Here is a 13,138-nt window from a genome sequence, read left to right as displayed (position 1 = left end):
TCTCCCCTTCAGGGGAGAGAGCTGCGTTTCTCAATCGCTCGCGCCCAGATACCCCAGTTGCCCGGCCTTGAAGATCGTCTGGCTGCGGTTGACCGCGTCGAGTTTTTCGCCCGCGCGGTGGATGTGGTAGCGGATGGTGGCGTGGCTGCGGTCGAGGATCATGCTGATCTCCTTGTCGGTCTTGCCGATCGCTGCCCAGCGCAGGCATTCGACCTCGCGCTTGGAGAGCATGCAGTCCGCAGGGATCCGCCGCTTGGTGCGCATGACCATGACATAGCCCGCGATGAACCGCCGCGTCATTGCCGCCATCAGGTCGGCGTGCTTCTCGAACGGCTCGGAAAGGTCGGTGAGGTCCTTGTCGAGCGGGGTGAAGCTGACCGATCCGATCTGGCCGAAGGGCAGGTGGATCGGCACCATGATCGCGGCATGGCACAACGATCGCTTGCGGAAATCAGTAAGGTCCATCTCTTCGAGATATTCGTTGCGCCAGCGCCCGAACATGCCGTGCTCGTTGCACCAGAACGGCTCGCTCTCGTAGCGGCAGGCGCGCGGCAGCGGCGAGTTGAGCGCCAGCCTTGTATCCTCCCACCAGCGTTCGCCATCGGCCATCCAGCCGAAGATTTCGCCGTTTATGATCGCGCCGTCGGCATCGATCATCGGTTCCTTGGACGAGATGTCGTCGCAGGCGGCGACCCTGAACCCACGCGTCTGCGACATCTCGTGCAGCGCGACCGCGGCATCGTGAATATCTTCGACCCGGCGGATGGTCACCCGCTGCGCCAGCGTGTTGACCGGGTTGTTGCGGCCCTCTGCTTTCTCGGTGAAATGACGTGGTGTCTCGATCATGGTTTTCCCTCTGATTCGATCCTGCTCTCCGCCCCGAAGAGTATGTCAGACCGGGGTACAACGCTACGGAATGTTGGCATTCATGCGGCTTTTGGCGCGGAGTGTGACATATTGTGCCACCACGCGGTCAATCGGTGGTCCGCGCGGCCTTGTCCTTGTCGTTCGCGCCGCGAATCTGCGACGCCATGTCGGCCCATTGCGCATCGTCCATCCGCGACAGGCTCTGGTAGAAATTGCCTGAATTGGCCTGATAGCCCGCGCCGTCGATGGCGATGGTCTGGCCGTTGATATAGTCCGCGCCGCGCGCCATCAGCAGCACGGCCAGATTGGCCAGTTCGTGCATTGCGCCGACCCGGCCCATCGGGTTGGACCGGTCGGCGTTGCGGCCCTGCATCCCTTGCGCATTGCCAGGCGACAGCCGCTCGGTCATGCCCTTGGTGGGGAAGGTGCCCGGCGCAATCGCATTGAACCTGAGGCCATAGCGGCCCCATTCGGTGGCCAGGCTTTGCGTCATCACGTTGATCCCGGCCTTGGACATCGCCGAGGGCACGGTGAACGGCCCGCCGTTCCATACCCAGGTGGTGAGGATTGCGAGGAAATTGCCATGAATCTGCTCGGCGATCATCCGCTTGCCGATGTTGTGCGTCATGTAGAAAGTGCCGCGAAACACGATGTCCGAGATCGCATTGAAGCCGTTGACGCTGAGGTCTTCGGTGCGGCTGATGAAGTTGCCCGCCGCGTTGTTGACCAGACCGGTGAGCGGCCCGTGCTGCGTCCAGATCTGTTCGACCATCGCATCGATTGCATCGGGCTTGCGGATGTCGCAGGCATGCGCTCCGATTGTGCCGCCGTGCCGGGTCATCAGTTCGTCGGCGGTGGCTTCGAGCACCGCGCCGCGCCGCCCGCAGATGTGCACCTCGGCACCGAGATATGCGAACGCCTCGGCCATCACCTTGCCAAGCCCGGTGCCTCCGCCGGTCACCAGGATGCGCTCTCCTGCCATCAGGCCTCGGCGGTACATGATCTGGGTGATGTCCATGGGGGTCTCTCCTTAATTGTTGTTTTCTTTTTCCACTCCCGCTCGCGGGAGGGGTGGCTGAGGCGCAGCCGAAGCCGGGGTGGGCCTAGTACCAATGCCGTTTCAGGCCCACCCCGGCCCGGGAAGCCGGGCCTGCCCCTCCCGCCTGCGGGAGGGGAGAGGGTTGCAACTGGCCGCCTTCGCTCACAACCCCAGCACGGTCTTGGCGATGATGTTCTTCTGCACCTCGTCCGATCCACCGAAGATCGTCCACGCGCGCGAGTTGAGGTAGCGGCCCGCGGCCATCTGCGCATCGACCGATGCCACCGGCTCGGGTGCCTCGTTGCCGTAGAGCGGGCGTTCGGCGGGGAGCTGCAGGCCATTGAGGCCGTGGATCTCCATCGCCAGCGTGTCGAGCTCCTGCCTGAGGTTCGCTGAGAACAATTTGACCAGCGATGTCTGCGGCCCGGGCGGGCGGCCCTTGGCGATCTCGGCGAGGATGCGCAGCTCGCTGATCTCGAACGCCTGCGCGCGCAGCCGCAGCGAGGCAAGCTTGCGCGCGATCACTGGATCGTGCGCGACCGCGCCGTTGGTGCCGCTGGGCACGCCGCCCGCAGCCACCATCAGCCGGTCGATATCGACCAGCAATTTGGGCGCGAAGCACGATCCGCCGCGCTCGTTTTCGAGCAGGAACTTGGCGATGGTCCAGCCCTGGCCTTCGTCGCCGATGCGGTTGTCGATGCTGCTTGCGGCATCGTCGAAAAACACCTGGTTGACCTCATGGTCGCCCGCCATGGTGATGATCGGGGTGACGGTGATGCCGGGCTGGTCCATCGGAACGAGCAGAAAGGTGATGCCGCGCTGCGCCGACACGTCCGGATCGGTGCGGACCAGGCAGAAGATCCAGTTGGCGTAATGCGCGTGCGTGGTCCAGATCTTGGAGCCGTTGATGCGGTAGTGGTCACCCTCGCGCACCGCGCGCGTCTTGAGGCTGGCAAGGTCCGATCCCGATCCCGGCTCGGAATAGCCCTGGCACCAGTAATCCTCGGCCGAAAGGATGCGCGGCAGGAAGCGCGCCTTCTGTTCCGGCGTGCCGAAGCGGCAGATCACCGGGCCGACCAGCTTGAGCCCGAGGACCGGCAATGCGGGCGCGCCGGCATAAGCGCATTCCTTCTCGAAGATGTAGCGCTGCACCGGGGTCCAGCCGGTGCCGCCATCCTCGACCGGCCAATGCGTCGCCAACCAGCCCTTCGTATGCAGGATTCGCTGCCATTCGAGGCCGATGTCGGGCTCGACGAACACGCCCGGCGTGCGCCGCGCGCCATCGATCAGCCGGTCGGTGAGATGCGTCTTGAGGAAGGCGCGCACCTCGGTCTGGAAGGCGAGCTCATCGGGGGTGAAATCCATGTCCATGCGTCAAATCCCGCCAGTTCCGGTCGCCCAGAGGATGCTGCGGCGCAAGAGTTCGTAATAGATGGGGTAGTTCCACGCGCATTTCTCGGGATGCGGGTAGAAATCCTGCATGCCCGGCAGGTCGTAATGCCCGCGGCAATGGCCAAGCGTGTTGTAGAGGATGCCGCCCGCACCGATCGCGCGGGTGTAGATCACCGGGACGACCGTTTCGGGCCAGTTCGCATCGACAAAGCCGGTCGCCTCGCCCGCAAAGCGCGTCTGCGCCAGCGTGCGGATGTCGCTGACCTGTTTCATCAGATACAGTTCGTCGACCACATCGAAATCGGCGATCCCGCGCGTCACGTCGTGGTCGCCGTCGACGATCTGAACCGCGAACGGTGCGCCGATCGGCGGGTGCGCCTTGAACTGGGTGCCCAGCATCTGCATCACGTCGGGGCGTTCTTCGGGGCTGTCGACACCGGCATCGGTAAAGCGCAGGATCGAGTTGGTGCCGTGCAGCGCCAGCCAGCGGCCACCTTTTTCGAGGAACGCGGCGATCGCCTGCGCCTCCCCCTCGGACGGCATCAGGTCGCAGGTATAGGTTACCAGGAACCGGCACGCGGGCAGGCGATCGGCAACGCCGTTGTAGTCATGCGCAACGGTGGTGCGGATGTTGTCGTGCTCGGCGAGCAGTTTGAGCAGCTCGAGCCGGGCAAAGTCGATATCGTGGTATTTTCCCGCCGCGACGAAATGCGCATCGATCCGTTCAGCCATGCCTCAATCTGCCCCTTAGCTGCGGAAATTGCCACCGCCATCGACGGTGAAATCGACACCGGTGGTGAAGCTGGCCTGATCGGACAGCAAAAAGACGATGGCGTTAACCACCTCGGCCGCTTCACCGACGCGGCCCATCGGGTGGTTGGCGGCGAACATCGCCTCGACCTCTTCCACGGTGCCGGGGAGCGCTTCGAGATAGCGTTCGAACATCGGCGTGCGGATTGCGCCGGGGTGGACGGTATTGGCGCGGATCGGCAGCCCCTTTTCGGCGCAATCGAGAGCGATCGTCTTGGTGAGCGCAGTGACCGCCGCCTTGGACGCGCAATAGGCGGCAAAGCCCGAACCGACCCGCAGCGCGAGCATCGAGCCGATGTTGACGATCGCGCCGGGTTCGCCCGAGTCCGCGATCGCGGGGATCGCCGCGCGGCAGCCGTTGAAGGTGCCATTGAGGTTGATGTCGATGGTGCGCGCCCAGCTATCGAGATCGACATCGGTCACGGCTCCGGGCTCCGAAATTCCAGCGACATTGACCAGATGGGTCAGCTTGCCGAAGGTGGCGACCGCCGCCTGCACCGCCGCCTCCCATTGCGCCAGATCGCGCACGTCGAGCGACACCGCCATCGCGCGCTCGCCGAGCTCGGATGCCAGCGCCTTGGCCTTGTCGAACTGGATATCGCCCAGCACCACGCTGCCGCCCTCGGCGACGATCCGCCGCCCGGTCGCCCCGCCAATGCCTTCCGCGCCGCCCGAGATCAATGCGACCTTGCCCTGCATCATCCCCATATTCTAGCGCTCCAGTATCGCGACGGCGGAAAGGCCGGGCGCGCCATAGACATGGCTGTAGGCGGTCTTGGGGCTGCCCGGAACCTGCCGCGCGCCGCCGCGTCCGCGCAGTTGCACGGTGTTTTCATAGACCTGCCGCAGCCCCGACGCGCCGATCGGCTCGCCGCAGGCCAGGCATCCGCCATCGGTGTTGACCGGAAGCGGCCCATTCAGTTCGGTACGCCCTTGCGCCAGCCACTGCTCCTGCTCGCCATCCTTGCAGAAGCCGTTCTCGGCCATGTGCATGATCTCGGCGCCCGATTCGGTGTCCTGCAACTGTGCGACATCGATATCCTCGGGGCCGATCCCTGCCGCCTCGTACGCGGCCTTGCTGGCAAGCTCGGTGGGTTTGCCGCCGCGCTCGACGCTGATCGCGGGGGCAAACACCTCAAACGATCCGGGCGGCCGGGTGCGCACCGCGATGCTGGCGATCTTCACCCCGTCCGCGCCAAGCTCGCGCGCCCTCTTCTCCGACGCGATGATCAGCGCCACCGCGCCCTCTGCCGGAGAGCAGAACATGTATTTGGTCAGCGGATCGTTGACCATCGGCGCATTGAGGATCGTGTCGAGATCGACCGGCGAGCGCCGCCAGGCGTGCTCGCACAAGGCACCGTTGCGGAAGGCCTTTTCCGCGACCATGCCCAATGTCCGGCGGCTGATGCCGTGCAACTGCATGTACCGCTGGATCTTCATCGCGAAGAACTGCGTGGTCAGCATCAAGCCGGTTTCGCCATACCATTCGGGCAGGCCCCAGTCGCCGGGCTTGGCGTTGAACGCGCCGCGCGGGTGCTTGTCGAACCCCACCGCCAGCGCGACATCGCATTGGCCTGAAGCGACCGCATTGCGCGCGGACGACAATGCGCTGCCGCCCGTGGCGCAACCGTTGGAAACGTTGATGAAGGGAAGTCCCGTAAGGCCAAGCTCATTGACCATGATGTCGGCATTGCCCGCGCCTTCGGAGCCGCCATAGGCGCATTCGATATCGGTCCAGTCCAGCCCTGCGTCCGCCAGCGCCTGGCGCACCGCGAACACGCCCTGATCGCGCCCGGACCTGCCGTCGGTACGCCCGAACGGGTGGATCCCTGCGCCGATGATCTGGACGTTGGTCATGCGCCTGCTCCTGCGGGTTTGAACGCAAAGGTCGACCGTCCCGGTGCGAACTCGGTCAGAACCATTTCCATCGCCATCCCGATTTTCAAGTCAGCGAGTGCGGCTCCCTCTATCCGGGTCTCGACGATCACCTGCCCCGGCAGCTCGACATAGCCGATCAGGAACGGCTTGAACGCTTCGGGCCCGGCATAAGGCGGTGATTTCGGGCGGAAATCCTGGCTGGTCCACGACCACAGGGTACCGGTACGCGAAAGCGCAACCGCATCGAAATGCTGCGCGGCATCGCCCTGCGGCATCGGGAAGACGATCTCGCCGCTGACGCGGTGTCGCCCGCCGATCAGCTGCGGTTCGGCTCCGTCGGTCCACAGCCCCACTGCCACCGGTGCGGGCGCGCTCATGCCGCCACCCTCAAGGCCTTGGGCGCATAGCTGTCGAGCCCGCTTGCCGGGTCCCCCAGCCATTGCGACAACAGCAGAACGCGCTTGTGCGCATGGCCGATCTCGAGCTCGTCGGTGGTGCCCATGCCGCCATGCAGCTGCACCGCCTCGCGCCCGATCTGCAGCGCGGCCTCGGCAACAATCGCCTTCATCCCCGCGATTGCCGCTGCGTCGGCTGATGTCACCGCGGCGATCAGCGCGCTTTTCGCCTGGTCGACCAGCGCATAGCAATCGACCATCCGGTGCTGGATCGCCTGGAAGCGCCCGATCGGCTGGCCGAACTGCTCGCGCTGGCGGACATAGGCAAGCGTGTCGTCGAACAGCCGCTGGGCGAGGCCTGTCATCTCGGCGGCGGCGACCAGACGCGCGGTGGACAGCACCTGCTCGACCGCAGCCCATGCGATATCGAGCCGGGCGTCGCGTACCACCTCGCACCCGCGCAGCTGCACTTCTGCGGCAATGTTGCCGTCGATGACCTGATAGCCCCGGCGAAACACGCCGGGCGCATCGGTTGCGATCGCGAACAGAGCGGGCTCGCCATCGAGCACTGCGCTGACCAGCAGCCAGTCCGCCGCCATGCCGCCCAGCACAAAGGTCTTGTCGCCGCTGAGCGTATAGCCCGACGCATTTTGCCTTGCGGTGGTGCTGCGCGGTGTGGTGACATGGCGTCCCTCGGGCTCGAACACCGCGAGCGCTGCGACCGCTTCGCCGGATGCCAGCGCCTCGATCACGGGATCGCCTTCGCGCAACGCCTTGCCCGCCAGCGCCAGCGGCAGCACCGCGTTCTCCAGCCAGTTGTCAGAGGATATGCGCTGGCCGAAGCTCTCGCCGACGGCGACGAGGTCGATCAGGCTGCTGCCAAGCCCGCCTCTGTCTTCGTCCAGCGCCATCGCAGTCAGCCCCAGCGCTGCCATCGCCTGCCAGCGTGCACGATCGATGCCGCCGGGATTCGCCCGCTGCGCCTTGCGCGTGGCAATGTCGCTGCCGTCCAGAAATCGCTCGACAGAGGCGCGGAACAGCAACTGGCTTTCGTCATAATCGAAATTCATGAGGCCAGCCCGAAGCGCACCGGCACCGAGGAGGGACCGCGCAGCATCATGTTGGGATGATAGGCGATTGCCGCCTCGTCGGTGAGTGTGATGGCGCTGATGCGCGGCAGCAGTTCCTCGAAGGCCACGGTCATTTCCTTGCGGCTGAGCATGTTGCCCACACACATATGAATGCCGCGCCCGAAGGCGAGATGCGTGCGCGCATTGGCGCGATCGGCGATGAAGGCGTCGGGGTCTGCGTATTTTTCCGGGTCGCGGTTGGCGGCGGCATAGCGCATCATCACCATCGCGCCCCTGGGCAGCGTCACCCCGCCAAGCTCGGCGTCCTGCTTCATCACCCGCCAGATTCCCGACGACGCGCTTGCCAGCCGCAGCATTTCCTCGATCATGTTGGGGATGATCTTCGGGTCGGCCTTGGCCTTGGCGAGCTCGTCCGGATTTCGCGCCAGCAGGATGATCCCTTCGGCGAGCGTCGCGGTGGTGGTCTCGTTGCCCGCGACCAGCAGCTGCTGGACGATCGACAGCAGTTCGCCATCGTCCAGCGGCCGCTCGCCATCGACCTGGGCGTGGACCAGATCGGAGAGCAGATCGTCGGTGGGGCTGGCGCGGCGCAGGTCCATCTGCGCCTTGATCGCGTGCTGGAACTCGACCACTTCGCGCGCGCATTGAAGCTCTCGCTCGAGCGGCACCATGCCGCCCAGCCGGTCGACGAACGCATCGGTCCAGCGCTTGATCGTGCCGGCATCCTCATGGGTCAGCCCCAGTTGCTCGGAGATCATCCGGATCGGCAGCGGAATCGCGAAATCGCGGACGAAGTCGATGTCGTCCCTGGCCAGCATAATGTCGATCAGGTCGCGCGCGATTTCGCGGATATGCGCTTCGAGCTTGTTCACCCTGGGCGCGGAGAAGGCGAGATTGACCAGCTTGCGAAAGCGCGTGTGCACCGGCGGATCGGCGGTCAGCAGCGTATCGACCTGCGGCCAGCCATCCTCGAGGATCGCCTTGACCTGCGGGTCTTCCGAGCGCGCCCCCGAGAGCACCGCCTGAAAGTTGTTCGAAAACTCGTCGGTGCGCGCGGTCGCCTCGCTGACAAGCTTGTGACTGAGCACCAGATACAGCCCGCTGGCCGCGTCATGATACACCGGCTGGCTGGGAATCATCGCCTGATAGAAGGCGAACGGGTCGGACAGCACGTCCGGATGGAAAAAGCTTTTCTGCTCTGCCGCCACCGTCACTGCCTGCTCCCGCGTTTCTGGTCTGTCATGTCCCTGTCATAGCCCGCGGTTGCAGCGAGCGGCGATAGTCGAAAATGCTAGGATGCGGCGAATGGCGTGCAATAACGAAAATTGCGCAGTTTGTGTTATCGGGGTATAAAATGGGTGGGATAACAGCACAAGGGACAGGCGCATGAATGTATCCATCGGCGAACGCTGGGAAACTTATGTCGAGGCTCTGCTGAAGACCGGGCGCTATGGCTCGGCGAGCGAGATCGTCCGCGAAGGGCTGCGGCTGGTCGAGGAGCGCGAAGCCAAGCTTGCGGCGCTGCGCGAGACGATCGACGCGGCGATTGCCGAAGACAAATGGTACACGATGGAAGAGGTCGAAGCGCAGCTTGAGGCCGATCTCGATGCGTGGGAAGCCAAAGCTGCGAAGGTCTGATGCGTTCGCTCCGCATCAGTGCGAGGGCGCAGGCCCAGCTTCGGGAGATATCGGCCTATATTGCACGCGAAAGCGGGCATCGCAGTCTGGCCGATGCCTTCAGGCGAAGGCTTGTTCAAAAAGGGCGAAGGCTGGCCTCGCTTCCCGGCACCCTGGGAACAGCCCGGACCGACCTTGGCCCTGACATCCGCAGCACCCCGGTGGCGAACTATATCCTGATATTCCGCTATACGGCTGACACGGTCGATGTGTTGGCCGTGCTCCATGCGAGTTGCGACACCATTGCCCATTTTGAGGCCGGCTGATGTCTTGTCCCGCCCCTCTCAGCTGTGCGTCATCACCCCGCCATCGGCGATGATGCCCTGGCCGGTGATGAAGCGCGCATCGTCGCTGGCGAGGAATGCGATGACATCGGCGATATCCTCGGGCTGGCCGAGACGCTTGAGCGCCGACTTGTCCCGATAATAATCCGCTGCCTCGCCGTTCTCGAGCATGCCTCGGGTCATTCCGGTGACGATGCAGCCGGGCTGAACGCAGTTGACGGTCACGCCATAGGGGCCGAGCTCCATCGCCAGCGATCGGGTGAAGCCCAGGATCGCGTGCTTGGACGCGGCATAGGCACCCAGCCCCGCATCGCCATAGCGCGACAGGATCGATCCGGTGTTGATCACCCGGCCTGCCCTGGACGCCTTGAGCAGGGCAAGGCACGCCTTGGATAGCCGCGCGGGCGCGAGCAGGTTGACGTCGAGCCCGAACTGCCACTGGTCATCGGTCAGTTCGTCGAGCGTGCCCACCGGGCACACCCCGGCGTTGTTGATCAGGATGTCGAGCCCGCCCAGCTGGCTTTGCGCGGCCGCCGCCAGCGTCGTGATCGCCTGGGGGTCGGCCAGGTTGGCGATGTGGTTGAATGTGCCCGCCAGCCCCTCGCTGCTGATGTCGCAGGCCAGAACCGTCGCGCCATCGGCGAGCAGGCGGCGAACCGTCGCCGCGCCGATCCCCGATGCGGCCCCGGTGACCAGCGCCTTGCGTCCGTTCAGTCTGCTCATGCTCGTTCCTTCGTGGATTGGAGGCAGGCCATCTGCGCAGCATCCATGCCGCGTGTCCAGCCTGTCGGGTCGCGCGCCGTCAGGCGATCTTGAGGATCATCTTGCCCTGGTTCGATCCCTCGAACAGCCGCATGAACGCAGGCAACGCATTGTCGAGCCCCTCGTCGATATGTTCGTCGACCACCAGCCGTCCCGATGCTGCCCATTCGCCCATCTTCGCGCCACCCTCGGCAAAGCGCCCGACATAGTCCGCGACCAGCAGCCCGCGGATCGAGGCGCGGTGGACGATCAGCTGCCAGATGTTGCGCGCGCCCACGGGGCTGGGCGCGTTGTACTCGCTGATCAGCCCGCACAGCCCGATGCGGGCGCCATGCCGCAGGTTCATCAGCCCCGCGTCCAGAATGTCGCCGCCGACATTTTCGAAGATCACATCGACGCCATCGGGCGCCACCGCCTTGATCGCGGCATCCAGCGCGGCCATGTCCTTGCCGCGATAGTCGATGGCGTGATCGAAGCCATAGCGATCCTTGAGCCGTGCGCATTTTTCCGCGCCGCCCGCGATGCCGATGGTCGTGCAGCCCAGGATCTTGGCGATCTGCCCGACCAGCGAGCCCACCGCGCCGGCTGCGCCGCTGATCAGTACGACATCGCCGACCATCGGTTCGCAGACATCGATGAAGCCGAAATAGGCGGTCATGCCCACCGCGCCGAACAGCGAGAGATAGTTGGTCACCGATGGCACCGCATGCGGGTCGATCGGCTGGGTGAAGCCGCCCAGCGTGCCGACCGAATAATCCTCGATGGCGTTCAGTCCCAGCACCCATTGGCCCTTGGCGAAGCCCTCCGCGCGGCTTTCCTCGACCACGCCGATCGTGGTCGCGCGCACCGGGGCGCCCAGCGGGATCGGCGGCATATAGCTTTCCGCATCGGACATCCAGCCGCGCTGCGCGGGATCGAGCGAGGCATAATGGTTGCGGATCAGGAACTGGCCGTCCTCCAACGCAGGGATCGCCGAGGTCTCGAGCGCGAAATCGGCTGCGACCGGCGCGCCATCGGGGCGGCGCTTGAGGATGAACTGGCGGTTGCTGGTCATGGTCTGCGTATGTCTCCGGTAAAGGGAATAAGGGGTAAGGTCAGTCCGCCCCGCGGCCGCCGTCGACCAGCATCGCGGTGCCGGTGACCATGCGCGCTGCGGGGCTGGCGAGGAAGGTCGCGGCGCTGGCGATGTCTTCTGCAGTGCCCACCCGTTGCAGCGCGTTGCCGTCCATCACGAACGCCTTGACCTCGTCGCTGTCGCCATAGGCACCGGTGATCATCTCGGTGTAGATCACGCCGGGGTTGAGCGAATTGACGCGCACCTTGGGGTCCATCTGCGCGCCTTCCAGGGCGGCCACGCGGCTGAAATGCGTCACCGCCGCCTTAGCCGCGCAATAGGCCGAGCAATCGTCGAGCCCGATCAGCCCGGCGAGCGAGGAGATGTTGACGATCGAGCCTGCGCTCCTGGTGTCGCGCATCATCCGCAGGCCGTATTTGGTCCCCAGCACCACACTCTCCACATCCGCGGTCCACAGGTCGCGGAACTCCTCGAGCGTGGTGTCGGGCAAGGGCTTGGAAAAGAACGACCCGGCCGAGTTGATCAGCGCGTCGACCGATCTGTGTGCCTTGGTCACCGTGTCGGCGAACGCTGCCCAGTCGCCTTCCGCCGTCACATCGAAGCTGTGAAATTCCGCGCTGCCGCCTGCGGCCTTGATCTGCCGGACGGTCTCCGCCCCGCGCTCATGGCTGCGCCCGGTGGCGATGATGTGAAAGCCTGCGCGGGCGAGACGCAGCGCGGTCGCCCGTCCGATGCCCGATGTCGCGCCTGTGATGATGGCGGTCCGGGTCATGTCAGGCTCCATCCGCCATCGACCACCATCTGCGTGGCAGTCATGAACGAGGATTCCTCGCTGATCAGGAACAGGATGCTCTCGGCGATGTCCTCGGGCTCCTGCGGCACGCCCAGCGGAACGTCGGCCCGGTGCGCGGGGTCGTTCATCGCGCCTGCGGGCATCACGCCTTCGAGCAGCGGGGTCCGTGTCGGGCCGGGGCAGACGGCGTTGACGCGGATCATGTCGCCCTTGCGCCCGACCTCGACCCCGACCGCGCGCGCCATGTTGGCCATCGCCGCCTTGGCGGCCGCATAGGCAGAGATTGCGGGCGCCGCGCAATTGGCCATCACCGATGCGGTGAGCACGATGCTGCCCGTGGCGGGTTTGCCCCCGGCCTGCGCGCGCATCTGCGCCACCGCCTTTTGCAAGCCGATGAAGCTGCCCTCGACATGCACCTGATTGAGCCTGCGGAACCGCGCCATGTCCAGATCGATGATCCGTTCGTAGTGGACGATCCCCGCGTTGGAGACCAGCGCATCGAGCCGCCCGTAATGGTGCACGGCCGCGGCGATGGCATTGTCCCAGTCGTCCTGGCTGGTGACATCATGGGTGAGGCCGATGCAGTGGCAGTCGGCGGCAACGCCCTGCATCCGCGCGCCATCGAGATCGGTGGCGATGACATGCGCGCCGCGCTCTGCCGCCAGCCTTGCGGTGGCAGCACCGATGCCCGAAGCCGCACCGGTGATCAGCACCACCTTGTTCCTGATGTCGAAGGTCATGGGTTCAGATCCAGTTCGATCATGCCGTCTTTCTCTTGCGCCGGGTAATGCGAGACCCCGCAGTGCGCGGGCGGGCCCTTGGCCGCGCCGGTGGTGATGTCGAAGCGCGCGCCATGGTGCGGGCAGATGACATGCCCGCGCCGCACCCTTGCGCCAGCCAGCGGCAGCAGCGCGTGGCTGCATAGGCCATCGAGCGCATGGACCCGGCCATCGCCATCGCGCACGACAAGAAATGCTGCACCCTCATGCTGCACAAAACGGGTGGTGCCCGGTGCAATATCCGACGGGGTCACGGGGGTGAAGGTCATGGCGTTTGTGATGGCGTAGAACGGGTT

16 protein-coding genes are annotated in these 13,138 nt (G+C 65.2%); 2 read left to right on the top strand and 14 right to left on the bottom strand.

Annotated elements, in window-relative coordinates; translation table 11 throughout:
- Nucleotides 1-30: 30 nt before the first annotated feature.
- The 9 genes from B5J99_RS04695 to B5J99_RS04655 all read right to left on the bottom strand — a co-directional run bounded on the left by B5J99_RS04695 (nucleotide 31) and on the right by B5J99_RS04655 (nucleotide 8,686).
- Complete coding sequence (locus B5J99_RS04695; protein WP_117351689.1) at nucleotides 31-846, bottom strand: helix-turn-helix transcriptional regulator; 816 nt, start codon at nucleotides 844-846, stop codon at nucleotides 31-33.
- A gap of 127 nt (nucleotides 847-973) precedes the next feature.
- Nucleotides 974-1,885, bottom strand: coding sequence for an SDR family oxidoreductase (locus B5J99_RS04690; protein WP_117351687.1), 912 nt, complete (start codon nucleotides 1,883-1,885; stop codon nucleotides 974-976).
- Between the two features lie 183 nt (nucleotides 1,886-2,068).
- On the bottom strand, nucleotides 2,069-3,277 hold the full coding sequence (locus B5J99_RS04685) for an acyl-CoA dehydrogenase family protein (protein ID WP_117351685.1): 1,209 nt from the start codon (nucleotides 3,275-3,277) through the stop codon (nucleotides 2,069-2,071).
- Nucleotides 3,278-3,280: 3 nt separating this feature from the next.
- On the bottom strand, nucleotides 3,281-4,030 hold the full coding sequence (locus B5J99_RS04680; RefSeq protein WP_117351683.1) for a ThuA domain-containing protein: 750 nt from the start codon (nucleotides 4,028-4,030) through the stop codon (nucleotides 3,281-3,283).
- 15 nt (nucleotides 4,031-4,045) lie between these two features.
- The gene (locus B5J99_RS04675) at nucleotides 4,046-4,816 is read right to left on the bottom strand and encodes an SDR family NAD(P)-dependent oxidoreductase (RefSeq protein WP_117351682.1); all 771 of its coding nucleotides are present in this window, start codon (nucleotides 4,814-4,816) and stop codon (nucleotides 4,046-4,048) included.
- A 3-nt stretch (nucleotides 4,817-4,819) separates the two neighbouring features.
- On the bottom strand, nucleotides 4,820-5,965 hold the full coding sequence (locus B5J99_RS04670; RefSeq protein ID WP_117351680.1) for a thiolase family protein: 1,146 nt from the start codon (nucleotides 5,963-5,965) through the stop codon (nucleotides 4,820-4,822).
- Nucleotides 5,962-6,363 (bottom strand): Zn-ribbon domain-containing OB-fold protein, encoded by a 402-nt coding sequence (locus B5J99_RS04665; protein ID WP_117351678.1) that lies wholly within the window; start codon nucleotides 6,361-6,363, stop codon nucleotides 5,962-5,964. Before B5J99_RS04665 ends, B5J99_RS04670 begins: the two co-directional genes overlap by 4 nt.
- On the bottom strand, nucleotides 6,360-7,451 hold the full coding sequence (locus B5J99_RS04660; RefSeq protein WP_117351677.1) for an acyl-CoA dehydrogenase family protein: 1,092 nt from the start codon (nucleotides 7,449-7,451) through the stop codon (nucleotides 6,360-6,362). Before B5J99_RS04660 ends, B5J99_RS04665 begins: the two co-directional genes overlap by 4 nt.
- A complete protein-coding gene (locus tag B5J99_RS04655) occupies nucleotides 7,448-8,686 on the bottom strand; it encodes a cytochrome P450 (RefSeq protein ID WP_117351675.1) in 1,239 nt (412 codons plus the stop codon). Before B5J99_RS04655 ends, B5J99_RS04660 begins: the two co-directional genes overlap by 4 nt.
- Nucleotides 8,687-8,858: 172 nt before the next feature.
- Here B5J99_RS04655 and B5J99_RS04650 point away from each other — a divergent pair, with 172 nt between their 5' ends.
- Both B5J99_RS04650 and B5J99_RS04645 read left to right on the top strand, forming a co-directional pair.
- Entirely contained in the window at nucleotides 8,859-9,110 is a 252-nt protein-coding gene (locus B5J99_RS04650; protein ID WP_117351673.1) for a type II toxin-antitoxin system ParD family antitoxin, read from the top strand.
- Nucleotides 9,110-9,415, top strand: coding sequence for a type II toxin-antitoxin system RelE/ParE family toxin (locus B5J99_RS04645; RefSeq protein WP_117351671.1), 306 nt, complete (start codon nucleotides 9,110-9,112; stop codon nucleotides 9,413-9,415). The genes B5J99_RS04650 and B5J99_RS04645 overlap by 1 nt, the downstream gene beginning before the upstream one ends.
- A gap of 18 nt (nucleotides 9,416-9,433) precedes the next feature.
- Here B5J99_RS04645 and B5J99_RS04640 read toward each other — a convergent pair whose 3' ends face one another.
- The 5 genes from B5J99_RS04640 to B5J99_RS04620 form a co-directional block, all read right to left on the bottom strand.
- Nucleotides 9,434-10,156, bottom strand: a complete 723-nt coding sequence (locus B5J99_RS04640) for an SDR family NAD(P)-dependent oxidoreductase (protein ID WP_054135779.1) — start codon at nucleotides 10,154-10,156, stop codon at nucleotides 9,434-9,436.
- 79 nt (nucleotides 10,157-10,235) lie between these two features.
- Entirely contained in the window at nucleotides 10,236-11,249 is a 1,014-nt protein-coding gene (locus B5J99_RS04635; RefSeq protein WP_117351669.1) for an NADP-dependent oxidoreductase, read from the bottom strand.
- A gap of 40 nt (nucleotides 11,250-11,289) precedes the next feature.
- A complete protein-coding gene (locus B5J99_RS04630) occupies nucleotides 11,290-12,042 on the bottom strand; it encodes an SDR family NAD(P)-dependent oxidoreductase (protein ID WP_162892452.1) in 753 nt (250 codons plus the stop codon).
- Entirely contained in the window at nucleotides 12,039-12,803 is a 765-nt protein-coding gene (locus B5J99_RS04625) for an SDR family NAD(P)-dependent oxidoreductase (RefSeq protein WP_117351665.1), read from the bottom strand. The genes B5J99_RS04630 and B5J99_RS04625 overlap by 4 nt, the downstream gene beginning before the upstream one ends.
- Entirely contained in the window at nucleotides 12,800-13,111 is a 312-nt protein-coding gene (locus B5J99_RS04620; protein WP_054135775.1) for a Rieske (2Fe-2S) protein, read from the bottom strand. Before B5J99_RS04620 ends, B5J99_RS04625 begins: the two co-directional genes overlap by 4 nt.
- Between the last annotated feature and the right edge of the window lie 27 nt (nucleotides 13,112-13,138).

It is taken from the genome of Blastomonas fulva (assembly GCF_003431825.1).
GTDB classification, from domain to species: Bacteria; Pseudomonadota; Alphaproteobacteria; order Sphingomonadales; family Sphingomonadaceae; genus Blastomonas; species Blastomonas fulva.
The sequence above is the reverse complement of the archived record's forward strand: the minus strand, read 5'-3'. Positions and strand labels throughout refer to the sequence as shown.

What these genes read in the sequence shown, in the direction of transcription:
- B5J99_RS04695 (WP_117351689.1), bottom strand. Translation starts at nt 846, where the DNA reads ATGATCGAGACACCACGTCATTTCACCGAGAAAGCAGAGGGCCGCAAC.
- B5J99_RS04690 (WP_117351687.1), bottom strand. Translation starts at nt 1,885, where the DNA reads ATGGACATCACCCAGATCATGTACCGCCGAGGCCTGATGGCAGGAGAG.
- B5J99_RS04685 (WP_117351685.1), bottom strand. Translation starts at nt 3,277, where the DNA reads ATGGACATGGATTTCACCCCCGATGAGCTCGCCTTCCAGACCGAGGTG.
- B5J99_RS04680 (WP_117351683.1), bottom strand. Translation starts at nt 4,030, where the DNA reads ATGGCTGAACGGATCGATGCGCATTTCGTCGCGGCGGGAAAATACCAC.
- B5J99_RS04675 (WP_117351682.1), bottom strand. Translation starts at nt 4,816, where the DNA reads ATGGGGATGATGCAGGGCAAGGTCGCATTGATCTCGGGCGGCGCGGAA.
- B5J99_RS04670 (WP_117351680.1), bottom strand. Translation starts at nt 5,965, where the DNA reads ATGACCAACGTCCAGATCATCGGCGCAGGGATCCACCCGTTCGGGCGT.
- B5J99_RS04665 (WP_117351678.1), bottom strand. Translation starts at nt 6,363, where the DNA reads ATGAGCGCGCCCGCACCGGTGGCAGTGGGGCTGTGGACCGACGGAGCC.
- B5J99_RS04660 (WP_117351677.1), bottom strand. Translation starts at nt 7,451, where the DNA reads ATGAATTTCGATTATGACGAAAGCCAGTTGCTGTTCCGCGCCTCTGTC.
- B5J99_RS04650 (WP_117351673.1), top strand. Translation starts at nt 8,859, where the DNA reads ATGAATGTATCCATCGGCGAACGCTGGGAAACTTATGTCGAGGCTCTG.
- B5J99_RS04645 (WP_117351671.1), top strand. Translation starts at nt 9,110, where the DNA reads ATGCGTTCGCTCCGCATCAGTGCGAGGGCGCAGGCCCAGCTTCGGGAG.
- B5J99_RS04640 (WP_054135779.1), bottom strand. Translation starts at nt 10,156, where the DNA reads ATGAGCAGACTGAACGGACGCAAGGCGCTGGTCACCGGGGCCGCATCG.
- B5J99_RS04635 (WP_117351669.1), bottom strand. Translation starts at nt 11,249, where the DNA reads ATGACCAGCAACCGCCAGTTCATCCTCAAGCGCCGCCCCGATGGCGCG.
- B5J99_RS04630 (WP_162892452.1), bottom strand. Translation starts at nt 12,042, where the DNA reads ATGACCCGGACCGCCATCATCACAGGCGCGACATCGGGCATCGGACGG.
- B5J99_RS04625 (WP_117351665.1), bottom strand. Translation starts at nt 12,803, where the DNA reads ATGACCTTCGACATCAGGAACAAGGTGGTGCTGATCACCGGTGCGGCT.
- B5J99_RS04620 (WP_054135775.1), bottom strand. Translation starts at nt 13,111, where the DNA reads ATGACCTTCACCCCCGTGACCCCGTCGGATATTGCACCGGGCACCACC.